Raw genomic sequence first — 22,364 nt, 5'->3', positions numbered from 1 at the left:
CCTGCCCGGCACACGGCGCGGACGGGACCTGGAGGCGCAGATGCAGATCCGGCTGACTGTCGCCCTGGCGCCGCGCGGCGCACGCGGCGCGGCCGACGCGGGCGAGCCCGGCGGCACCGGACCGGCGGCGCGCCCGACCGCCCGGCAGCAGCCGGCCCAGTCACGCGCCGGGCACCCGGGCCAGCCCGTCGGACAGGCGAACGTGCTGGTCACAGCGCCCGCCGGCACGGTGCTCTCCGCGGTGACGAACGCCCTGGCGACCTCGGCCGCTGCCGCCCTGGCGACGGCCTCCTCCTCCGGGAGCGAGGCGACGGAGGAAGCCTCCCAGGAACCCGTGGTCGTCTACGCCGGAACGCGGCGGCTCGATCCGCACCGCCAGATCATCGGCGAACCCCCGCTGCTGGACGGCGCGCTCGTCTCGCTGTACGCACCGGTGGCCCCGGCCGCGCTGCCCGCACACGGTGCCGCCGTCACGGCGCTGACGGCGTACGGCTCGGCCAAGGCCAGGCTGCATGTCACCGGCGGCCCCGACGCGGGCGGCATCCACCTTCTCCAGGGCGGCAAGGTCCACCTGGGACGCTCCGCAGAGGCCGACGTCCCGCTGGACGACCCGGACGTCTCCCGGCTGCACTGCGCCGTCACCGTGACCGACGGAGGCGCGGTCACCGTGACCGACCTCGGCTCCACCAACGGCACCACCCTGGACGGCACCCCTGTCGGCCCGCAGCCGGTCCTCTTCCGCCCCGGCGCGACGCTGCGGATCGGCGAGACGACCGTCCGGCTGGAGGCCACCGGCGCCCGTACGGCCCCCGATGCGGGCCCGGGCACGGAGGCGGACACGGCAGTCGGTGCGGGAGAACCCGCCGCCCCGCTGGCCCTGCCCACCACGCCGGACGGCGAGGGGCGGCTCCGCCTCGTCCACGAGGGTTCCGCGGGGGACGGCGCCCGTGCCGAGATCCCGGCCGCCCGCTCCGGCGAGGAGTTCGCCTCCCCCTCCCCCGAGGGCGCCGGGGAGAGCGCGAGGGCCGAGCACTGGGGCACCGGAGAAGGCCCGGACAACCAGGGCCACGCCTACGCACCGGCACCCGGCGGACCCTTCCCGGCTGCCGACATGACCCACAGCGCCGGCATCGTGCCCCCCAGCGACGCGGGGGCCGTACAGCCGCCGGACGCCGACGACGCGGCGCACCGCAAAGGGCGAGGGCTGGGCGCCTGGGCGCGCCGGTTCGCGGGCGGCCGGGCGGAACCGGCGGACAGCGCCGCCGCCGGGCCGGGCGCGGCTCCCGGCAGCGCGCCGCCGCACCCCGGCCGCGGCCCGCACGGGCCGACGCGGTACGGCTCCGGCACGGCGGGGGGCTACAGCCAGGGCTACGCGGCGCACCCTGCCGAGAGCTCCGGCGCCCTCCCCCCGGCTCCTCCGGCAAGCTCCGGAGCTGCCTCCGTGCCCCTGTCCGCCGCGGGCGGCGGGGAGCAGCGCTGGCCGGATCCGGCCGCCGTGCTGCTGAGCGCCCTCGGCCCGGGGCCCCGGCTGTGGGAGCGCGGCCCGGGCCATCCGGACGCGCTGACCGTACGGCTCGGCGTCACGCACCGCAGCGGTGGGCACGGCGATCCGGTCACCGTCGATCTGCAGCAGTCCGGTTCGCTCGGGCTGGCCGGGCCGCGCGCTCGGCTGGCCGGGCTGGCGCGGGCCGTGCTCGCGCAGCTGACGGCGCTGCACGGGCCGAGCGCGCTGGAGATCGTCCTGCTGGCGGCGGACAGAACGCGCAGCGTCCAGGCGCGCCAGCAGGAGTGGTCGTGGCTCGGCTGGCTGCCCCATCTGCGCCCGGCGCACGGCCAGGACTGCGCGCTGCTGACGGCGTACGACCACGAGCAGGCCGCCGCGCGTACGGCCGAGCTGCTGCGGCGGCTGGAGGCGCAGAGCTCGGCGCCCCGCCGCGGGGGCACGCGCGGACCCGCCGTGGTCGTGGTGGTGGACGGCGACCCCGGTCCCGCGGAGCTGCGGACGAGCGTGGCCCGGCTGGCGCGGGAGGGTTCGGCGGCCGGTATTCATCTGCTCTGCCTCGCCGAGACCCCGCCCGCCAGCCCTTCCTCACCGGTCGCCGCGACTCTGGAGGCGGCGTACGCCGCCTGCGCCCCCTTTCCCGAGTGCGGGACCGTCGCCCTGCTGAGCGGCGACGTGGCGACTGCGGTGCGGGTCCTCCAGCCCGCCCCCCGCACAGCGCGCGGCGCCGAGGCACAGGGGCCGCAGCACGGTGCCCGGAGCACGGAGGCCGCACCGGGTCCGTACGGCGGGACCGGTCCGGCGGGGGCTGCCGGGGGCGGTGCCCTGGGGGCACCGAGCGGACCTGTGGCGACCGTGGATGCGGTGTCCGCCGCCTGGGCGGAGCGGTTCGCGCGGGCGCTGGCACCGTTGCGGGAGCCGGAAGGCGCGGGGGCCGACGCCTCGGCGGCCCCGACGGTGACGCTGCCTGACCAGTGCCGGCTGCTGGACGAGCTGGGGCTGGCGCGGGCCACGCCCGCCGCGCTGCTCGCCCGCTGGTCGGAGCGCCCGGCTACCGCTTTCGGGAAGGTGCCCGTGGTCTTCGGCGCCGGCCCGCACGGGCCGCTGGAAGCCGACCTCTCCGATCCGTCGGGGCCGGCCGGACTGGCGGCACAGATCGCGCCGACGGCCCCTGAAGGTGACGCTGACGGGGCGGGCCGCGCCTTGCCGGGGCACACCTTCGTCAGCGGCGGTCCCGGCTCCGGCAAGACCGAGCTGCTCCGCTCGCTGGCGGCCTCCCTCGCCGCCGGGGAGCGCCCGGACCGGCTGGCGCTGGTGCTGGTCGACGGCGCGGGGGCCGACGCCGGTGAGGGGCTGCGGGTGTGCGAGGAGCTGCCGCATGTCACCGGCCGGCTGACCGCGGGCGACCCGGTACGGATGCGGCAGTTCGCCCAGGCACTGAGCGCCGAACTGAAGCGGCGGGCCGAGCTGATCGGCGACGAGAGCAGCTACGAGGAGTACGTACGTACGGCCGCCCGTCCCGGCGGACGGGTGGTTGCGCCGCGCCAGGCCCCCGAGCGGGCACCGGTGCGGGAACAGGCCGCAGCCGCCGAGGAGGGGGTACAGCTCCCGGCTCCCGCCCCGGCACCCGACGAGCGGGCAACCGTGGCCGCCCATCCCTCCGGCCGTCGCGGCGGCGGCTCCGCCGAGGACCGTCCGGCGGGCGAGGGCGGGGCCGGGAACGGGGGCGGGAGCGGGTCCGCGAGCGGGGCCACCGGCGGGCTGAACACACTGCCCTCACAGGCCACGCCCGGAGCAGGCGGCCGACTCGGCGGTAGCAGCAGCGGCAGCGGCAGCAACAGCGGCAGCCGCAGCAGCGGTGAAGCACCCGCTGCCGAGCCGGACAGCACCCGGCGCACCCTGCGGCTGCGCCGCACCGACGAGTCGCCCCGGACCGGTGCGCAGGAAGCCGACCCCGCGGAGTCCGGGCTGACCCCGCCCTCCGCGGCGGGTCCCGATGGGGTGCCGCCCCGGCTGGTGGTGCTGGTGGACGACTTCGACACGCTGGTCGACCCGGCGCTGGGGAATCCCGGTCGGCCGGCGGCCGGATCGGTCGTGCGGGCGCTGGAGGCGGTGGCCCGGTCCGGGGCGCGGCTGGGCGTACATGTGATCGCGGCGACGGGCCGCGCGGACCGTACGGTGCACACGGTGCTGGCCCGCACGGCGGCGCTGCATGTGGAGCTGACCGGCGGCGAGCGCGGTGCGGACGGTACGCCGCGCGGTCGCGGCACCCTCACCATGCGACAGCGCCGCGGCCCTGAGGGCGCGGTCGTGGGCGGGGTACCGGTCGCCTTCCAGGCGGGCCGGGTCACCGGCCGTATTCCGCGTACGGCGACGCTTCGGCCCACCGTGGTGCCCCTCGACTGGGCCCGCGCGGGCGATCCGCCCGCCCGGCGTCAGGTGCGGGAGCTGGGCAACGGCCCCACCGACCTGGCTCTGCTGGCCAGCGCGATGGAGCGTGCGGCGCAACAGGTGACACCGACCGCCGCCCCGCCTTCGTCGTAGCCGCGGCCCCGCCTTCTCGCCATAGCCCCCGCGCGGAGCGCCGCCGGCCCCCGGTACAGGCCGGTTCACCGGCGGGTCCGAGTTGTGGTGCCGCCGGACCGATACGTCGCTCTGGACCGCCAGACCGATATGTCGTTCTGATGCCGCCGGACCGATATGTCGCTCTGGTGCCGCCTGGTACCGCTTGGCCGATACATCGGGGTTGATCGATGCTGCGGTGGAATGAGCGGAATGAGGGAGTCGGCACAGCCATCGCGCACGCCCCTCGGCGGTGTCTCTCCGCTGCCCGCGTCTCCACGGATTCTCTCGCCGATACCGTTCAGATATGTAGACGCGCGTTCAAAAGTTGTAAGAACGCCCCTGGTTGAGGCCGGTTCACGAGGCGGCGAAACGTCCGATCCGTGGACGGCGCATGTAACAGTTGTGTGAAAATTCTGTGCTTCCTCAAGAGCGGCTCGCACGCTGGTCGAGGGGGGCTCGCGGGGGCGGTCAGCGCGGTTCGGCACGGCCCGTCCGCCACCTTTTGGGAGCCCGCGCGAGGTCGCCTCAACTCCCCCTCGTTACCCAGGAGTTCGCAGATGAGGGCGTATGAGAGCGCTCTGCCAGGTCACGGACTGATCAAGATACCGGCAGCGAGCCGAACACTGTTGCCAGAGGGCGTCCTCCCGGCGTACAAACTTCCGCACAGATAGGTACGACGCGGTGCCGCCCCCCGGCAGGCCGCGTCTGCTCATCTCCCGTTCATCCGATGGAAACGGGAGTACACGGGGAAAGGGACGGCACTCAACCATGCGTATCTCGCGTGCTCCACGCACGGCTCTCGCGCTCGCCTCCGCAGCCGCCCTGACACTCACCGCTGCGGGCTGTGCCGCCGAGGACGAGGGGAGCGAGTGGGCGGCTTCGCACAAGCCGACCGTGGATCTCCCCAAGCTCAACGGCCAGAAACTCCAGGTCGCAGCGGTGTGGACAGGCGACGAGCAGAAGAACTTCCGTAAGGTCCTCGACGAGTTCGAGAAACGAACCGGCGCCAAGGTCGAGTTCGTGCCGACCGGCGACAACGTGGCCACCTACATCAGCTCCAAGATCGAGGGTGGTTCGCCGCCGGATGTGGCGATGATGCCGCAGGTGGGTGTGTTGCGGGAGTTCGCCAAGAAGGGCTACCTCAAACCGCTGGGCAAGCAGGCACTGGCCGAGTCCAAGAAGAACTTCGCCAAGGGCTGGCGGGACCTGGGCAGCTACGAGGGCAAGCAGTACGGCGTCTACTACAAGGCCGCCAACAAGTCCCTCATCTGGTACAACTCCCAGGCGTTCCAGGACGCGGGCGTCAAGGAGGCGAAGGACTGGAAGTCCTTCGTCAAGGACGCTGAGACGCTCTCCGACTCGGGCGTCGACCCGGTGTCGGTCGGCGGCGCCGACGGCTGGACGCTCACCGACTGGTTCGAGAACATCTACCTCTCCCAGGCCGGTCCGGAGAAGTACGACCAGCTCTCGGAGCACAAGATCAAATGGACCGACGAGTCGGTCACCAAGGCGCTGAAGACCCTGGCGCAGCTGTGGGGCCAGAAGCATCTGCTGGCGGGCGGCAACCAGGGCGCGCTCCAGACGGACTTCCCGAAGTCCGTGACCCAGACCTTCGGCAACCTCGCCTCGCCGGAGGCCGCGCTCGTCTTCGAGGCCGACTTCGTCGGCGTCAACATCGCTGGCGACACCAAGGCCCGGATCGGCAAGGACGCACAGGTCTACCCGTTCCCGAAGGTCGGCGACCAGTCCCCGGTGGTCACCGGGGGCGACGCGGCAGCCGTGCTGAAGAACGGCAAGGGCGCGCAGGCACTGGCCACCTTCCTCGCCTCCAAGGACGCGGCGGGGATCTGGGCGGCCGAGGGCGGTTATGTCTCCCCCAACAAGGAGCTGGACCTGTCCGCCTACCCGAACCAGCCGCAACGCGAGATCGCCAAGGCGCTGGTCGACGCCGGGAACGACTTCCGCTTCGATATGTCCGACCAGGCGCCCGCCGCGTTCGGCGGCACCAAGGGTGAGGGCGAGTGGAAGGCCCTCCAGGACTTCCTGACGAACCCCAAGGACATCAAGGGCACTCAGCAGGCGCTGGAGAAGGCCGCCGCCAAGGCGTACGAGAAGTGAACCGCGCCGTAACCACATCCGCCGCGACCCGTACGACGCGTACGACAGCTACGACGCGTACCTCCCGTACGGCTCTCGCGATCTCCACGCCTCACTGACGGACCAGACAGGGGAGACCACCGTCATGCCGACCCCGAGCCAGCCAGGAAGCGGCGCGACCGGAGGCATACCGGACGACACCGGCACGCCCGACGCGCCGGTCACCGGTGCCGCTACCAGCACCAGCTCCAGCACAAAAGCAAGCAGCACAGCAAGTACCGCAGAGACCGGCGCGGCAACCGCCGCCGCCGACGCGGCCCCGGCCGCAACCCCCGCCGAGCAGACCTCCGCGGAGCGCACCGGCGCCCGTACGACCGGGAAGGGGGCCTCGGCACTGCGCCGCCGCCCCTGGATCGCCGCGGCGTTCCTGCTGCCCGCGCTGGTGGTCCTCGGCGCGCTGGTCGTCTACCCGATCGGGTACTCGACCTTCCGCAGCCTGATGAACGCCGACGGCTCCAGCTTCGTCGGGCTGGACAACTTCAAGGAAGTCTTCACCGACGACGGCACACTGATCGCCTTCCGCAACAACCTCATCTGGGTCATCGTCGCGCCGGCCGTCTGTACGGCGCTCGGCCTGATCTTCGCCGTACTGACCGAGAAGGTGCGCTGGGGAACGGCGTTCAAGCTGCTGATCTTCATGCCGATGGCCATCTCGATGCTGGCCTCGGGCATCATCTTCCGGCTCGTCTACGAGCAGGACCCGGACCGCGGCGTGGCCAACGCGATGTGGACCACCGTCCACGACACGTTCGCCGAGACCTCGCCCTGGCCGGACGCGCGACCGCGCACCGATGCGCCGCTGTCCATCTCCGGCGGCGCCTACACCACCAGGAAGACCGTCGACGCCGCCAGCCCGGCCTACCTCCCGCTGGTGGGCATCCCGCCGAAGGAGGCGAGCGACGCGGCACCCGCCAAGAAGCCCGCCAAGGCCGAGGGCGACAAGGTCACCGGCGCCGTGTGGCTGGACTTCGTCAAGGGCGGACGCAGCGAGCACGGCGTCATCGACCAGCAGGAGAAGGCGCTGGCCGGCATCAAGGTGGAGGCGGTCAAGGACGGCCGCAAGGTCGCCGAGGCCACCACGGCCGACGACGGCACCTTCACGCTCCCGGCCGCCGCCGACGGCGCCAAACTACGGCTGCCCGCCTCCAACTTCGCGGCGCCCTACAACGGGGTCGACTGGCTCGGCCCCACCCTGGTGACCCCGGCCATCATCGGCTCGTACGTCTGGATGTGGGCGGGCTTCGCGATGGTGCTGATCGCGGCGGGCCTGGCCGGTGTGCCCCGTGAACTGCTGGAGCAGGCGCGGGTCGACGGCTGCAACGAGTGGAAGGTCTTCCGCAAGATCACGGTGCCGCTGCTGGCACCGGTGCTCGGCGTCGTCACCGTCACCCTGATGATCAACGTCCTCAAGATCTTCGACCTCGTCTACGTCATCTCGCCCGGCGCTTCCCAGCGGGAAGCCAACGTCCTCGCACTCCAGCTGTACCTGAAGTCCTTCGGTGGCAGCCCGGACCAGGGCGCGGGCAGCGCGATCGCGGTGATCCTGCTGCTGCTCGTCGTGCCGGTCATGATCCTCAACATCCGCCGTCTGCGCAGGGAGTCCCGCCGATGACCACGCTGACCGCCACGGGCGCGTCCTCAGATCCGGCGGCTCCGGCACCCGAAGCCGCCACCCCCAAGACCTCGGCCGCCTCCCGGGTGGCCGCCTTCACCGGCCACTGGGCAGTGCGCTTCGCACTGGTCGTCATCGGGCTGTTCTGGCTGATGCCGACGGCCGGTCTGCTCAGCTCGTCGCTGCGCGACCCGGCGGAGGTCTCGATCTCCGGCTGGTGGAACATCTTCGACCTGAACGGCAGCTTTCCCTGGATCATCGACAAGAGTCAGCTGACCGTCTCGAACTACGACGCGCTGTTCGCCAACGACCAGGTGATGAGCTCGCTGTGGACCACGGTGCTGATCACTGTTCCGGCCACCGTGCTGGTCGTGGTGATCGGTGCGCTCGCCGGATACGCCTTCGCCTGGATGGAGTTCCCGGGGCGTGACTGGTGGTTCCTGGTCGTCGTAGGGCTGCTGGTGGTGCCGGTGCAGGTGGCACTGGTGCCGGTCGCCAAGCTGTTCAACACCCTGGGCATTTTCGAGACGACGCCCGGTGTGGTCCTCTTCCACACGGCCTTCGGTCTGCCGTTCGCCATCTTCCTGCTGCGGAACTTCTTCGCGGAGATCCCCCGCGAGCTGCTGGAGGCCGCGCGGCTGGACGGTGCCGGTGAGATCCGGCTGTTCGCGCGGGTGGTGCTGCCGCTGGGCGGGCCCGCCATCGCCTCGCTGGGCATCTTCCAGTTCCTGTGGGTGTGGAACGACATGCTGGTCGCGCTGATCTTCGCCGACTCGACGAACCCGCCGGTCACGGTGGCGCTCCAGCAGCAGATGCGGCAGTTCGGCAACAACATCGACGTGCTGGCGCCGGGCGCCTTCATCTCGATGCTGGTGCCGCTGGCGGTCTTCTTCGCCTTCCAGAAGCAGTTCGTCTCGGGCGTGATGGCGGGCTCGGTCAAGTAGCCGTCACATGGCCTCGCCGTCCACCTGCGGCTGCCCCCGGCCCTTCGGGTCGGGGGCAGTTGCCTGTGAGAACACCAGCGTCCGCGTCCCCCAGAAGCGCACGGCGGTGCCCAGCACCAGGCCCACGCCGGCGCCCGATACGACGTCGGCCAGGGTGGAGGTCAGCCCCAGCGCATGGCGGGAGAAGCCGAGACAGCCCAGCTGTACGGCCCCGCCCGCGGCGTTGACCAGCAGGAAGACGGCAAATCTGCGCCAGCCGCCGGACACCTTGCGGTCACGCAGTCTGTAGGGGCCCAGCGCGTTGCCGGTGTACGCGACGGCAACACCGGCGATGAACGAGAGGGCTTTGGCGTACATCGGGTCCATCCCGACGGGACCGCGTAGCCACAGGAAGCTGCCGACATCCGCGAGGAAGGCGAAGACGCCGACAGTGGCGAACCCCGCGAACTCTGTGCAGAGGGCTTGCGGCCTACTCGTCACGGCTTGCCCCGCATGAGGGGCTGCGCTTGCCCACCCTGCGCCCTGGGGGCACCTCCCGGACGGAGTCTGGGGGAGCAGACTGCCCAAGCTTCGCGGCCAAGCCATCAAGGGGCGCGGGGAACTGCGCGACCAGCCACAACGCAACCCGCAGTCCGCAAGCGACGGGCAGGGGCACCCCCGTCCCGGAACCCACTACAGCCCCGCGACCGACAAGCCGTACAACAGCCCCCAACACACCGCAGTAACCGCCAGCGGGCGATCCCGCAGCAGCACATCCTCGGGCGACCCAGCCGTACCGCGGTCGATGAAAACCGCATACCGCAGCACGGCCAGGATCATCGGGACCATGGACAGCTGCCGGCACAGGGAGACGGAGGCACCCGCGCCCGCATCCGTCCCCAGGGCCCACAGGCAGTACGCGAGTACTGCCGTCCCGGCGGCGAGCTGCCATACGAAGCGCAGGTAGCCGACGGTGTACTCGCGCAGCAGCGCCCGGGTGCCGCCCTCGCCCTCGCCCATCAGCAGCGCTTCCGAGTAGCGCTTGCCCGCCACCATGAACAGCGCGCCGAACCCCGCGGTGATCAGGAACCAGCGGGAGAGCGGAATCCCCAGCGCCAGCCCGCCGGACATCGCCCGCATCACGAACCCGGCCGTCACCACGGCCAGATCGACCACCAGGACGCGCTTGAGCCGCAGACAGTAGGCGATCTGCATGGCCACATAGGCCGCCAGCAGGGCCGCGGTCGCGGCGTTGCACAGCAGCGCGGCGGCCACTCCCGAGGCCAGCGCGAGCAGCGACCCGAGGACGTAGGCGAGCGGGACCGGAACGGTTCCGGCGGCGACGGGGCGGCGGCACTTGTCGGGGTGCGCGCGGTCGGCCTCGGCGTCGCGTGCGTCGTTGAGCAGGTAGACCGCCGAGGCCGCTGCGGTGAACAGGGCGAAGACGAGGACGAGTTCGAGCACCGTGTGCACAGCGGCGAGCTTGCCCGCCGCGGCGGGGGCGGCGACGACGAGCAGGTTCTTGACCCACTGCCGGGGCCGTACGGTCAGCAGCAGCCCGCCGGCGAGGGTGCCGGCGAATCCGGGCGGGCGCCCGGCGGCGGGCCCGGCGGTGGGGGCGAGGCGGTGCGGCTCGGCGGGCCGTCCGGGCGGCTGTGGGGCGGGCGAGCCGGTCAGTGTGGAGCGTTCAGCCATCGAGCCGCACCCTCCGGATGCCGCGCCCCGCGCAGCCCCGCGTGCCCAGCCGTACGGTCAGCGCGCCCAGCGCTGCGCCCGCCAGCACGTCCGAGGGGTAGTGGACGCCGACGACCAGCCGGGAGACGCACATCAGCGCGGCCAGCGTGGCGAGCGGCGTTCCGTGCCGCAGCCCGCCCAGAGCCAGTGCCGCAGCGCTCGCGGAGGCGGCGTGGGAGCTGGGGAAGGAGTGCCGTCCGGCCGTCCGTACCAGCGGGGCGCGGCCGGCCAGGCCGGGGCGCGGGCGGCGCACGACCCGCTTGATCCCCATGCTGGCCAGGTGCGCGGCGCCCACGAGCCCGGTGCCCTTGAGCCAGCGCTCCCGCTGCGTACGGTCGGTGGCGGCGCCGACGAGTCCGACCAGGAGCCAGACGGCGGCGTGCTCCCCGCTCCAGGACAGGGCGCGGGCCGCGCCGGCGACCCGGGCGTCGGCTGCGCAGTCGCCCAGGGCGCACAACAGCCGCCGCTCCCACTGCCCCCATTGTCGGGCCCTTCTCGCTGCCACGGTCCGACTCTGCCGCGCCCCGCGCCGCCTTCGGCCGAGATCCGACCCGACACTCGGCCTTTCACCCTTTCAGCGACACCAGCGGCACGGCGTCCCCTCCCTCGCATTTCGGGGCACTTACCGTCACGTTCATGCCCGCTCAGCACATCCAGCGCGACGCGACCGCACCACAGTCGGCACCGCCCGACCGCACCGCCCGCCTGCTGACCGGCTGGGGCAGGACGGCGCCCACCGGCGCCCGGGTGCTGCGGCCGCGGACCCGGCAGCAGGCGGTGGAGGCCGTACTGGCGGGCGGGGCGCGCGGCAGCATTCCGCGCGGTCTGGGGCGGGCCTACGGGGACGCGGCGCAGAACGCGGGCGGCACCGTGCTGGACACCACGGGCCTGGACCGGGTGCTGGCGATCGACGCGGTCGGCGGGACGGTGACCTGCGAGGCGGGGATCAGCCTGCACCGGCTGATGACGGTGCTGCTGCCGCTGGGCTGGTTCGTCCCCGTCACTCCGGGGACCCGCTATGTGACGGTCGGCGGCGCGATCGGTGCGGACATCCACGGCAAGAACCACCACGTCTCCGGCTCCTTCACCCGCCATGTGCGCTCCCTGGAGCTGCTGACGGCCGACGGGCAGGTGCGTGAGGTCGCGCCCGGCAGCGAGCTGTTCGACGCGACGGCGGGCGGTATGGGGCTCACCGGGCTGGTGCTGAGCGCGACGGTGCGGCTGCTGCCGGTGGAGACGTCGCTGATGACGGTGGACACCGAGCGGCTGCCCGATCTGGACTCGCTGCTGGCGACGCTGACCGCCACCGACCACCGCTACCGCTACTCGGTGGCCTGGATCGACCTGCTGGCGCGCGGTACGGCAGCCGGGCGCGCCGTGCTGACGCGCGGCGACCATGCACCGCTGGAGGCGCTGTCCCATGGCGGCCGACCGGCGCGCGCGGCGCGCCGGGACCCGCTGGCCTTCCGTCCGGGGCGGTTGCCGCCCGCGCCGCGCACCGTCCCCAACGGTCTGCTGCGCGGCAGCACGGTGGGGGCGTTCAACAAGCTCTGGTACCACAAGGCGCCGCGCCGCCGCCGGGGCGAACTCCAGCGGCTGGCGGCGTTCTTCCACCCGCTGGACGGGCTGCCGCACTGGAACCGGGTCTACGGCAGCGCGGGCTTCGTGCAGTGGCAGTGCGTGGTGGGGCACGAGCACGACGACGCGCTGCGCCGCATCGTGCGGCTCATCTCGCGCCGCTCCTGCCCTTCCTTTCTCGCCGTACTCAAACGGTTCGGCGCCGGGGACCCGGGGTGGCTCTCCTTCCCCACCGAGGGCTGGACGCTGGCGCTGGACATCCCGGCCGGGCTGCCGGGCCTTGCGGACTTCCTCGACCTGCTGGACGAGGAGGTCGCCCTGGCCGGCGGGCGGCTGTATCTGGCCAAGGACGCGCGGATGCGGCCCGAGCTGCTGCCCGCGATGTATCCACGCCTGGACGACTTCCGGGCACTCCGCGCGCGGCTGGACCCGCGCGGCCTCTTCACCTCGGACCTGGCACGGCGGCTGGCGCTGTGAGGGGCCGACCAACTGTTCAGGAGCTCCCATGAAGGACGCCTTCGGTTACCCGCAGTCGCTGCTCGTGCTGGGCGGCACATCCGAGATCGCGCTGGCGACCGTGCGCCGCTTCATGGCCCGCCGCACCCGGACGGTCTGGCTCGCCGGGCGGCCGGGCACCGGGCTGGACTCGGCGGCGGCCGGGCTGCGGGACGAGGCCGCGGCGCACGGCGCGGAGGTCACCGTCCGTACGGTCCCGTTCGACGCGCTCGCTCCCGAGACCCACGAGAAGGTGCTGGAGAAGATCTTCGCGGAGGGCGATATCGATCTGGTGCTGCTCGCCTTCGGGGTGCTGGGCGACCAGCGCACCGACGAACAGGATCCGATGGCCGCCGTGCGCGTCACCCGGACGAACTACACCGGCGCGGTCTCTTCCGGGCTGGTGTGCGCCAAGGCGCTGCGCACTCAGGGGCACGGCTCGCTGGTGGTGCTCTCCTCGGTCGCCGGCGAGCGGGCCCGCCGCGCCAACTTCGTCTACGGCTCCAGCAAGGCGGGACTGGACGCCTTCGCGCAGGGCCTCGGGGACGCGCTGCACGGCAGCGGGGTGCATGTGCTGGTCGTACGGCCGGGATTCGTGCACACCCGGATGACGGCGGGCCGGGCCCCGGCGCCGCTGGCCACCACGGCGAGCGCCGTGGCGGAGGCGATCGAGCACGGGGTACGGCGCCGGGCGCGGACGGTGTGGGTGCCTGCCGCGCTGGGCCCGGTGATGAGCGTGCTGCGGCATCTGCCGCGTTCCGTCTTTCGACGGTTGCCGGGCTGAGGACTTGCCCCGTGCCCGGCTGCTGGGGAGGGGGTACCCCCTGCGGACCGTTGCAGGCTGCGGATGCTCCCCCAAGCTCTTCGAGCAGGGGGTACCCCCATGGCTGGGCGCGCAGTTCCCCGCGCCCCTTCGGGGCGCGGGGACCTCTCCAGCGCCGGGATGTGGTCCCGCACCGCATATGGGATAAATCAGATTGTTCGCCCCGTACAACGGAGCCAGCCGTCCCGTCGACCCCGCGGATCCGCCATGCCCCGTTTCAGCGTGATCGTCCCCGTCCATCAGGTGCAGGCGTATCTGCACGAGTGCCTCGACTCCGTACTCGGACAGTGCTTCGGCGACTTCGAACTGATCGCCGTGGACGACGACTCCCCCGACTCCAGCGGCGAGATCCTGGACGCCTACGCCGCCGCCGACCCGCGGGTGACCGTCATCCATCTGGCGCAGAACGGCGGGCTGGGACCGGCCCGCAACGCCGGCACCGCATGCGCCCGCGGCGACTACGTCCTCTACCTCGACAGCGACGACACCATGGCACCGGGCGCGCTGCGGGCGCTGGCCGAACGGCTGTCGGCGACCAGCGACCCGGACGTGCTGGTGTTCGACTATGCCCCCGCCTACTGGGACGGCTCCCTCGCTCCCCCGGCCCACGCCGACGTCCTGGCGCCCGAGGCGGGGCCCGAGGTGTGCACCCTCGCCGAGCGGCCCGAGCTGCTGCGGCTGCCCGCATTCCCCTGGGCCAGGGCGTACCGCCGCGACTTCCTGCGCCGCGAGAACCTCGCCTTCCCGCCCGGCACGTACGAGGACACCCCCTGGAACTTCCCCGTGCTGCTCACCGCGCGCACCATCGCGACGCTGGGCAGAGTCTGCGTGCACTACCGGCAGCGGCGCGGCGGCAGCATCCTGACGACCACGGGGCGCAGCCACTTCGACGTCTTCGAGCAGTACGACCGGCTGTTCGCCTTCCTCGAAGCGCGGCCCGAACTGGAGCGCTGGCGGCCCCATCTGCACCAGCGGATGACCGACCACTTCGCCACCATCCACAGCAGCCCCGGCAGACTGCCCCGTTCGGCCCGCGCCGAGTTCCTGCGCCGCGCCCGGGCGCACTGCCGCCGCCACCGGCCCGCGCCCGGCGCGGACTGCCCGCCCGACACCAGGGCCCGGCGGCTGCGCCGGCTGATGGTGCGGTGCGGCGCACACCGCGTCTTCCGGCTGCTCTCGCACGCCGGCCGGGCACGCCGCCTGCTGGGCGCCCGGCTGCGCGCCGTACGCCCCCTGGCCCACAAGGCGGTGCTGCGCGGCCACTACCTCCTCCAGCGCCGCCGCCCCCTCGATCCGGGCCTGGCCGTCTTCTCCGCGTACTGGGGCCGCGGCTACTCCTGCAACCCTGCCGCGATCGAGGCGAAGGCCCGCGAGCTGGTTCCGGACATCCGTACGGCGTGGATATGCGACCCCGCGTACGCGCATACGCTCCCGCCCGGCGTACGGCACATCCGGCCGGACTCGGCGGCGTACTGGACCGCCCTGGCCCGCGCCCGGTTCCTGGTCAGCAACGTCAACCTGCCGCACGGCTACCGCAAACGGCCAGGCCAGCTGCTCCTCCAGACCCACCACGGCACCCCGCTCAAGCACATGGGGCTGGATCTGATGGCCTACCCGGCCGCCGCGGACGGCATGGATTTCGAACGGCTGCTGGAGCACACCGACCGCTGGGACTACAGCCTCTCCGCCAATCCGCACTCCACGCTGGTGTGGGAGCGCGCCTATCCCTCGCCGTACACCACGCTGGAGTTCGGCTACCCGCGCAACGACGTCTTCCAGACCGCGACCGCCGCCGACGTGGCCCGTATCCGCGCCGAGCTGGGTATCCCCGGGCGGGCGACGGCGGTGCTGTACGCGCCCACCCACCGCGACTACCAGCGCGGCCGGCAGCCCTGGCTCGACCTGGCGCGGCTGGTGGCCACGCTGGGCCCGTCCTTCGTCGTACTGGCGCGTTCGCACTACTTCCACGCCGACGAGGGGCTGCCGTGCGAGCCGCCCGGGGGGCTGATCGACGTCTCGGCGCACCCTGCGGTGGAGGAGCTGTGCCTGGCCTCGGACGTGCTGGTCACCGACTACTCGTCGCTGATGTTCGACTACGCCAACCTCGACCGGCCGCTGGTGGTCCACGCGCCCGACTGGGAGACCTACCGGGACGCACGCGGCACCTACTTCGATGTGACGGCCATGGCGCCGGGCCCCGTGGCGCACAGCGAGGACGAGCTGATCGACCTCCTCGCCACCGGCGCCCATGCCACCGAGCACGCCCGTGCCCGGCGGGCCGCCTTCCGGCAGCGGTTCTGCCCCTGGGACGACGGGCACGCGGCCGAGCGCGTGGTGCGGCACGTCTTCCTCGGCGCCGGCCCCGGCCCGGGCTCCCCCGCCGCCGGTGGCCCTGTCGTCACTGCCTCGTCCCCTCCCGTCGTGCCGCTGGGCGAGCGGCGGCCCGCGCCCGCGCCGGGCAGCTCCGGCACCCCGGGCCCCGGCTCGCCCGCGCCTCTTCATCCCCTCGCAGCGAAGGACTGGTGGTCATGCCCCGCTTCAGCGTCGTCGTACCGGTGTTCAAGGTCCAGGGCTACCTGCGCGAGTGTCTCGACTCGGTACTCGGCCAGTCCTTCACCGACATCGAGGTCATAGCCGTCGACGACAACTCCCCCGACCACAGCGGCGCAATACTCGACGAGTACGCGGCACGCGACCCACGGGTGCGGGTGCTGCACCTGCCCAAGAACGTAGGGCTGGGACGCGCCCGCAACACCGGTGTGGAGCATGCTCGCGGCGACTATCTGCTCTTCCTCGACAGCGACGACAGCTGTCTGCCGGGCGCCCTGGCGGCCGTCGACCGGCAGCTGACCGCCTGCGGCACCCCGGACGTGCTGATCTTCGACCACCAGCGCTCCTACTGGGACGGGCACACCGAGGCCAGCTCGTACGGCGCGCAGCTGGCCGCCGTCGGCACCCAGACCTTCACCGTGGCCGAGAACCCCGAGCTGCTCACGCTGTTCCACGTCGCCTGGAACAAGGCGTACCGCCGCGCGTTCTATCTGCGTGAGGGATTCCGCTTCGAGCCCGGACTGTACGAGGACGCGCCGCTGTCGAACGAGGCGCTGGTGTGTGCCGCTTCCATCGGCTGTCTGCCGCGCATCTGCATCGACTACCGGCAGCGGCACCAGGGCGCCATCACCCGCTCCCCCGGGCGCCGGCACTTCGACGTGTTCCCGCAGTACGCCTCCCTCTTCGCCTTCCTGGAGCGGCGGCCCGAGCTGGCCGCGTACCGTCCGCTGCTGTTCGAGCGGATGGTGACGCATCTGATCTTCTGCATACGGCGCCGGGAGCGGGTGCGCCCTGCCGACCGGCGCGCCTTCTTCCGGCAGGCGGCCCGGCTCTACCGCGAGCACATACCCCCCGGTTTCACCCCGCCGCGCTCCCGGTCCCGCGACTGCCGGCTGCTCGCCCGCAACACCTACGCACTGTTCGCCGCGCGGGAGTCGGTACGCCGCAGCGCGGGGCTCGCCCGGCGCTCGGTCCGCGCGGCCCGCCCCGCCGTCGTCCGCGCCGCTCACCGCCTCTACTACGCCCTCCAGCGGCGGTTGCCGCTCCACCCCGACGTGGCGGTCTACTCCGCGTACTGGAACCGCGGGGTGGCCTGCAATCCGCAGGCGATCGAGGCCAGAGCACGCGAGTTGGCGCCGCACCTGCGCAGTGTGTGGGTGGTACGCCCGGACGCCGTGCCCTCCCTGCCGCCGGGCACCGCCCATGTGGTGCCGGGCTCGTGGCGCTACTGGCGGGTGCTGGCCCGCGCCCGGTACTTCGTCAACAACGTCAACTTCCCCGACCACCTGGTGAAACGGCCGGGCCAGCTACATGTGATGACCCACCACGGCACCCCGCTGAAGACGATGGGCCTGGACCAGCAGCCGTATCCGGCCGCAGCGCAGATGGACTTCGGCAAGCTGCTGCGCCGGGTGGGCCGGTGGGATCTGAGCGTCACCGCCAATCCGCACTCGGCCGAGGTGTGGGACCGCGTCTTCCCCTGCGGCTACGAGGACCTGCCGGCGGGCTACCCGCGCAACGACCGCTATGCGAACGCCACCGCCGAGGAGATCGCCGCCGTCCGCGCCCGGCTGGGTGTCCCGCGCGGCCGGATCGCCCTGCTGTACGCGCCCACGGCCCGCGACTACCGCAGGGGCTTCGTCCCGCGGCTGGATCTGGAGCGGCTGAGCGCGGGGCTGGGCGAGGAGTACGTGCTGCTGGTGCGTACGCACTACTACTACGGGCGGGACAGAGTGCTGCGGGACCTGCACGCACGGGGGCTGGTGCGGGACGTCTCCCGGCACCCCTCGGTTGAGGACCTGTGCCTGGCCGCGGATGCGCTGATCACGGACTACTCGTCCCTGATGTTCGACTACGCCAACCTCGACCGGCCGCTGGTGATCCACGCGCCCGACTGGGAGAGCTACCGGGACGCCCGCGGCGCCTACTTCGACCTGCTCTCCGGCCGCCCCGGCGAGACCCCCGGCCCGGTCACCCGCACCGAGGACGAGCTGACGGCGGTCTTCCGCAGCGGCACCTGGCGCGGCCCGGAGGCACGGGCCCTGCGGGCCGCCTTCCGCGCCCGTTTCTGCCCCTGGGACGACGGCCGCGCCGCCGAACGCGTCGTCCGCCGCGCGCTTTTGGGGGAGCCCGCCGATGCACTCCCGCCGGTGATTCCGGTCGCTGAACGGCGCCGGGCGCCCACCCCGGACGAAGCCGAGGCCGCGGTGGAAGTCTCCCCTGCGCCCTTGGGCCGAGGCCCGGCCCCGGAACCCCTCAGCTGACCGGGCCTCCGCGCGTTCATGGCGTTGCCAGGTGACGTGGTCCGTATTCGTCACCGGCCAAGGGGGTGACGAGTGCGGACATGGCCCGTATCTGGACGCCGGTGCCCCGCCACTCTTCGCCTGGGTTGCGGGGCATCAAGCGGCCCTCCCGCAGCTCAGCTTTCCGGAGGGAGGGGGGTGAGTCGACGGGCCGGCGCCCTCAGCCAGCGCACCAGCGCGGAGGCGCCCGAGCCGGTCACCGCTCGCCAAGCGGGCCCGGCGTCGGCGGAGATCTCCGCGCAGAGCGCGTCCGCGTCACCGCGCCAGGCGAGTTCGAGGGTGCGGCGGCGGCGTGGGTCGAGCCGTTCCAGGATGCCGTCGCCGTGGGTGCTGATCAGCCGGGCTGCGCCGGTGCAGACGGCTTCCCGCTCGTCGTCCGGGAGCGCGGTGAAGTCCGTGTCGAAGAGCTGGAACAGCTCGACGTGGAAGTGCCGCTTGTGGAAGGCGTCCCGCAGCGGGCCGGGGGGCAGAAAACGGCAGGTCGTCTCGAACAGGCGCTCCGCGCAGCGGAGTCGCACCATTGGTGGGGCCTGGTAGGTGATGTTGCTGGAGTCGGCGCGGCGGACGGCGAAGTAGTGCGGCTTGTCGGCCAGCACGGAGATCCGTGCCGCGCGTACGCACGCCTCCAGCACGAACGGCTGGTCGCTGAAGGCGGGCATGGTCTCGTCGTAGCGGATGCCGTGCTCCTCGATCAGGGAGCGGCGGAACAGCTTGGTGTTGGACAGCGCCCACGGCAGCCCGTCGCCGACCAGCCGGATGGCGGACGCCGAGCGGCTGAACACCCCGGTGGGGACCGTGCGTTCGCCGATCGGGAGCATCTTGCACAGCAGCACGTCCGAGCGGCAGTTGTCGGCCATGGTCACCATGCGCTCCAGCGCCTCGGGCGACAGATGGTCGTCGGCGCCGAGGAAGAAGACATAGCGCCCGCCGGCCAGCTCCAGGCCCAGGTTGCACGGTGCGGCCGGGCCGCCCGAGTTGGGCTGCCGCAGGGTGGTGAACAGGCCGGGGTGCAGCGCGGCGAAGCGTTCGGTCTCCTCGGTGCTGCCGTCGGTGGAGCCGTCGTCGACGACGACCACCTCCATCCGCCGCTGCCCGATCGTCTGCTCGACGAGGGAGGAGAGGCAGCGGGTGAGGTAGGGCATCGTGTTGTAGACGGGGACGACGACGCTGACGTCGGGGCCCGTCCCGGGGTCAGGACCGGGGGTCATGCGCGCACCACCCCCCGCCCGGCGCCGTCCCCGATGACCACCCGCCGCACCCCGGCCCACAGCGCCGGGTCGGTGATCCGGCGGCCGTCGACCAGCACTCGTACGCCGGGCAGTTGATCGGCGGACAACTCGCGGTAGGCGGCGTGGTCGGTCTGCACCACAGCCGCAGAGACCGACCGGCCGGTATGCGGACGCAGCCCCAAGTCGGCCAGCTCGTGCGGCTCGAAGAGCGGGTCGGAGACGTACGGGCGGGCTCCCCGCTCGCGCAGCGCCGCCACCGTGGCGAAGACGCCGGAGAACGCGGTCTCCTTCACCCCGCCCCGGTAGGCGGCACCCAGCACCAGCACCTCGGCCCCGGTCAGGTCGCCGTACGCGTCGGCGAGGAGGTCGACGGCGTGTTCGGGCATGGCCTCGTTGGTCTCGCGGGCCGCGCGTACGACGGCTGCTTCCGGGTCGTTCCACAGATACATCCGCGGATAGACGGGGATGCAGTGGCCGCCCACCGCGATGCCGGGGCGGTGGATGTGGCTGTAGGGCTGGGTGTTGCAGGCGTCGATGACGGCGTCGATATCGACGCCCGACCGGTCGGCGAACCGGGCGAACTGGTTGGCCAGCGCGATGTTGACGTCCCGGTAGGTGGTCTCGGCCAGCTTCGCCAGCTCGGCGGCCTCCGCCGAGCCGAGGTCCCACACCCCGTTGGGCCGGGGCAGCTCCTCGCGGACGTCGAAGTCGAGTACGGACTCGTAGAAGCGCACCCCGTCCTTGGCCGAGTGCGGGCCGATGCCGCCGACCAGCTTGGGATAGCGGCGCAGATCGGCGAAGACCCGTCCGGTGAAGACCCGCTCCGGCGAGAAGACCAGCGAGAAGTCCCGTTCGGGCAGCAGTCCCGAGCCCTCGGCCAGCAGCGGCGCGAAGCGGTCCCGGGTGGTGCCGACGGGGAGGGTCGTCTCGTAGCTGACGAGGGAGCCGGGGCGCAGCCCGGCGGCGACGGCGCGGGTCGCGGCGTCCATCGCCCGGAAGTCGGGCGTGCCCCGCTCGTCGACGAACAGCGGTACGACCACGACGACGGCCTCCGCGTCGGCGACGGCCTGAGTGGTGTCCGTCGTCGCCGACAGCCGCCCCGCCGCCACCGCTTCGGCCAGCCGCTCGTCCAGCCCTGTCTCACCGGGGAACGGCACCACTTTGTCGTTGACGCAGGCGACCACGCGCGCGTCGGTGTCCGCGCCCGTCACGCGGTGTCCCTTGGTCGCGAACTGGACGGCCAGTGGCAGCCCGATCTTCCCGAGCGCCACCACACAGATCCGCATTCCCGTCTCCTTCTGGCTGGTTGTGATGCTCCGGTCGCTCCTGTGCTGCCGCCTGGAGCAGCTGTGTGTAGATCCCGTCGAGCGTGCGGGCCTGGGTTTCCCAGGTCCACCGCTCCAGCAGTCCGGGGCGCTCGTAAGCCGCGCGGTAGCGCTCCGGTGCTTCGAGCACCGCCCGGACGGCGCGTACGTAGTCGGCGGTGTCCTCGGCCCGGAAGACCTCGCCCTGGCCGGTCTCCAGGGTGGTGGCGGCCATCGTTTCCACGTCACTGACCACCAGTGGCAGCCGCGCGTGCGCGTACTCGAAGAACTTGGTGATCAGCGCGATCTCGTGGTTCGTCCAGTGGTGCAGCGGAATCGCGCCCGCGTCCGCCTCCGCGAGGAAGGGAACCACCTGCCAGTAGGGCACGTACGGCAGCACATGCAGCCGCTCCGCCACCCCCAGCCGAGCAGCGCGCGCCACCAGCTCGCGTACGTAGCCGGAGGCGGGCTTGCCCACGATCAGTGCCGTGTGCACGCCTGGCAGTCCGGGCAGTGCCTCCACCATCGTGGCCAGGCCGCGCTGCGGGGCCGCGGCGCCGCTGTAGACGACCAGCGGGGTCTCGGTGCCGATGCCGCACCGGGCGCGCAGGCTGGGGATCTCGTCGGGCGCGCTCCGACGGGTGGTGTGCGCCTCGGGCGCGTTGAGGACGACGGCCGGGTCCTCGGCCAGCCCGTGGGCGCGGCGCAGCAGCTCGGCGGCCGTCCGGGAGACGGTGACGGCGGCGTCGGCGTACGGCACGTACTCGCGCTCGTGTGCGATGTGCGCCGGCAGCCAGCGCACATCGTTCGTCCACGGCCGCACCCCCGGCAGGAACTCGTGCGCGTCCCACACCAGCTTCACCGGCCGCCCCTCGGCCGCGGCGCGGATCTTGGCACGCGCGCCGACTCCCACCATCCGGAAGTCGTTGGCGTGGATGATGTCGGGCCGCAGCTCGTCCACGACGCGGCCGTAGGCCAGCTCGAAGTCGTAGAGGCTCGGCCACAGCATGCGCCAGCAGCGCTCCCTCAAGGCGCGCTGCCAGAACGCGACGGCGGCCCGGTCCAGCAGACCGGAGCCGCGCCGCTTGGCGGCCACCTCGAGCTGTCGCTTACGGAAACCCACCCAGCGCTGGGCGAGCCGGGCCGCGGCGCGGGGCAGGGCGAGCCGCGCGGCAGCGGTACGGGGCACAGGTCCACCCTGCTTGAGCGCGGCGCGACGGGTGCGCAGTTCGTCCCGCCATGCCTTGACGCGCTGTACGCGATAGGGCGCCGCGCCGGGCCGGTAGGCCAGCGGGCGGGTCAGCAGCGGGCGGCGGGTCGTGCGGGGCGGGTGCGCGAGAGGGGTGGGTACGGGCAGCAGCCGTACCTCTGCGCGGCCGACGCGCCAGGAGGCGGACCGCCCGTCCGGGGAGCGGCCCAGCAGGGTCACCTCCCACCCGGCCTCGGCGGCCGAACGGGCCGTCTTCTGTACCCGGGAGTCACCGACCACCCCGTTGCACACCAACATCACGATCCGGCCCCGCCGCCCGGCCGGCGCCTCCGGTTCCGGAGTGCCGTTCGTCCCGGGGCCGCTGTCCAACTCCACAGGCT

At 72.8% G+C, this 22,364-nt stretch carries 14 protein-coding genes; 8 read left to right on the top strand and 6 right to left on the bottom strand.

Going from position 1 to position 22,364, the window contains the following annotated elements:
* Positions 1-40 precede the first annotated feature (40 nt).
* From ACTWP9_RS11590 to ACTWP9_RS11575, 4 genes are all read left to right on the top strand, one after another.
* Complete coding sequence (locus tag ACTWP9_RS11590; protein ID WP_443245985.1) at positions 41-4,045, top strand: FHA domain-containing protein; 4,005 nt, start codon at positions 41-43, stop codon at positions 4,043-4,045.
* A gap of 789 nt (positions 4,046-4,834) precedes the next feature.
* Positions 4,835-6,184: an ABC transporter substrate-binding protein gene (locus ACTWP9_RS11585; RefSeq protein ID WP_443245984.1), complete on the top strand. Its 1,350-nt coding sequence runs from the start codon at positions 4,835-4,837 to the stop codon at positions 6,182-6,184.
* A 124-nt stretch (positions 6,185-6,308) separates the two neighbouring features.
* Positions 6,309-7,835, top strand: a complete 1,527-nt coding sequence (locus ACTWP9_RS11580) for a carbohydrate ABC transporter permease (RefSeq protein ID WP_443245983.1) — start codon at positions 6,309-6,311, stop codon at positions 7,833-7,835.
* The gene (locus ACTWP9_RS11575) at positions 7,832-8,779 is read left to right on the top strand and encodes a carbohydrate ABC transporter permease (protein ID WP_443245982.1); all 948 of its coding nucleotides are present in this window, start codon (positions 7,832-7,834) and stop codon (positions 8,777-8,779) included. Before ACTWP9_RS11580 ends, ACTWP9_RS11575 begins: the two co-directional genes overlap by 4 nt.
* 3 nt (positions 8,780-8,782) lie before the next feature.
* On the opposite strand, the gene ACTWP9_RS11570 is transcribed toward ACTWP9_RS11575, so the two are convergent.
* The 3 genes from ACTWP9_RS11570 to ACTWP9_RS11560 all read right to left on the bottom strand — a co-directional run bounded on the left by ACTWP9_RS11570 (position 8,783) and on the right by ACTWP9_RS11560 (position 10,997).
* On the bottom strand, positions 8,783-9,259 hold the full coding sequence (locus ACTWP9_RS11570) for a GtrA family protein (protein WP_443245981.1): 477 nt from the start codon (positions 9,257-9,259) through the stop codon (positions 8,783-8,785).
* A gap of 192 nt (positions 9,260-9,451) precedes the next feature.
* Complete coding sequence (locus ACTWP9_RS11565) at positions 9,452-10,453, bottom strand: decaprenyl-phosphate phosphoribosyltransferase (protein ID WP_443245980.1); 1,002 nt, start codon at positions 10,451-10,453, stop codon at positions 9,452-9,454.
* Positions 10,446-10,997, bottom strand: a complete 552-nt coding sequence (locus ACTWP9_RS11560) for a phosphatase PAP2 family protein (RefSeq protein WP_443245979.1) — start codon at positions 10,995-10,997, stop codon at positions 10,446-10,448. Before ACTWP9_RS11560 ends, ACTWP9_RS11565 begins: the two co-directional genes overlap by 8 nt.
* A gap of 131 nt (positions 10,998-11,128) precedes the next feature.
* Here ACTWP9_RS11560 and ACTWP9_RS11555 point away from each other — a divergent pair, with 131 nt between their 5' ends.
* From ACTWP9_RS11555 to ACTWP9_RS11540, 4 genes are all read left to right on the top strand, one after another.
* Positions 11,129-12,547, top strand: coding sequence for an FAD-binding protein (locus ACTWP9_RS11555; protein ID WP_443245978.1), 1,419 nt, complete (start codon positions 11,129-11,131; stop codon positions 12,545-12,547).
* Between the two features lie 28 nt (positions 12,548-12,575).
* On the top strand, positions 12,576-13,349 hold the full coding sequence (locus ACTWP9_RS11550) for a decaprenylphospho-beta-D-erythro-pentofuranosid-2-ulose 2-reductase (RefSeq protein ID WP_443245977.1): 774 nt from the start codon (positions 12,576-12,578) through the stop codon (positions 13,347-13,349).
* A gap of 246 nt (positions 13,350-13,595) precedes the next feature.
* Complete coding sequence (locus ACTWP9_RS11545) at positions 13,596-16,022, top strand: bifunctional glycosyltransferase/CDP-glycerol:glycerophosphate glycerophosphotransferase (RefSeq protein WP_443245976.1); 2,427 nt, start codon at positions 13,596-13,598, stop codon at positions 16,020-16,022.
* Positions 15,917-18,202 (top strand): bifunctional glycosyltransferase/CDP-glycerol:glycerophosphate glycerophosphotransferase, encoded by a 2,286-nt coding sequence (locus ACTWP9_RS11540; protein WP_443245975.1) that lies wholly within the window; start codon positions 15,917-15,919, stop codon positions 18,200-18,202. The genes ACTWP9_RS11545 and ACTWP9_RS11540 overlap by 106 nt, the downstream gene beginning before the upstream one ends.
* Positions 18,203-18,357: 155 nt before the next feature.
* Here the strand turns inward: ACTWP9_RS11540 and ACTWP9_RS11535 are convergent, their stop codons facing one another.
* The 3 genes from ACTWP9_RS11535 to ACTWP9_RS11525 are packed head-to-tail and all read right to left on the bottom strand — an operon-like array spanning position 18,358 to position 22,359.
* Positions 18,358-19,449 carry a glycosyltransferase family 2 protein gene (locus ACTWP9_RS11535; protein ID WP_443245974.1) on the bottom strand — a complete coding sequence of 364 codons (1,092 nt, stop codon included), beginning with the start codon at positions 19,447-19,449 and terminating at the stop codon, positions 18,358-18,360.
* Positions 19,446-20,714, bottom strand: a complete 1,269-nt coding sequence (locus ACTWP9_RS11530; protein ID WP_443246230.1) for a nucleotide sugar dehydrogenase — start codon at positions 20,712-20,714, stop codon at positions 19,446-19,448. Before ACTWP9_RS11530 ends, ACTWP9_RS11535 begins: the two co-directional genes overlap by 4 nt.
* Entirely contained in the window at positions 20,611-22,359 is a 1,749-nt protein-coding gene (locus tag ACTWP9_RS11525; protein ID WP_443245973.1) for a glycosyltransferase family 4 protein, read from the bottom strand. The genes ACTWP9_RS11530 and ACTWP9_RS11525 overlap by 104 nt, the downstream gene beginning before the upstream one ends.
* Between the last annotated feature and the right edge of the window lie 5 nt (positions 22,360-22,364).

This window comes from Streptomyces sp. 3N207 (genome assembly GCF_052246355.1).
Lineage (GTDB): Bacteria > Actinomycetota > Actinomycetes > Streptomycetales > Streptomycetaceae > Streptomyces.
Note: the sequence above shows the minus strand (reverse complement) of the source record. Positions and strands in the feature narration are given on the sequence as shown.

Bases quoted from the DNA above. Each gene is read 5' to 3' on its own strand.
- ACTWP9_RS11585 (WP_443245984.1), top strand. From the start codon at position 4,835: ATGCGTATCTCGCGTGCTCCACGCACGGCTCTCGCGCTCGCCTCCGCA.
- ACTWP9_RS11535 (WP_443245974.1), bottom strand. From the start codon at position 19,449: ATGACCCCCGGTCCTGACCCCGGGACGGGCCCCGACGTCAGCGTCGTC.
- ACTWP9_RS11575 (WP_443245982.1), top strand. From the start codon at position 7,832: ATGACCACGCTGACCGCCACGGGCGCGTCCTCAGATCCGGCGGCTCCG.
- ACTWP9_RS11565 (WP_443245980.1), bottom strand. From the start codon at position 10,453: ATGGCTGAACGCTCCACACTGACCGGCTCGCCCGCCCCACAGCCGCCC.
- ACTWP9_RS11550 (WP_443245977.1), top strand. From the start codon at position 12,576: ATGAAGGACGCCTTCGGTTACCCGCAGTCGCTGCTCGTGCTGGGCGGC.
- ACTWP9_RS11590 (WP_443245985.1), top strand. From the start codon at position 41: ATGCAGATCCGGCTGACTGTCGCCCTGGCGCCGCGCGGCGCACGCGGC.
- ACTWP9_RS11545 (WP_443245976.1), top strand. From the start codon at position 13,596: ATGCCCCGTTTCAGCGTGATCGTCCCCGTCCATCAGGTGCAGGCGTAT.
- ACTWP9_RS11580 (WP_443245983.1), top strand. From the start codon at position 6,309: ATGCCGACCCCGAGCCAGCCAGGAAGCGGCGCGACCGGAGGCATACCG.
- ACTWP9_RS11555 (WP_443245978.1), top strand. From the start codon at position 11,129: ATGCCCGCTCAGCACATCCAGCGCGACGCGACCGCACCACAGTCGGCA.
- ACTWP9_RS11540 (WP_443245975.1), top strand. From the start codon at position 15,917: ATGCCCCGCTTCAGCGTCGTCGTACCGGTGTTCAAGGTCCAGGGCTAC.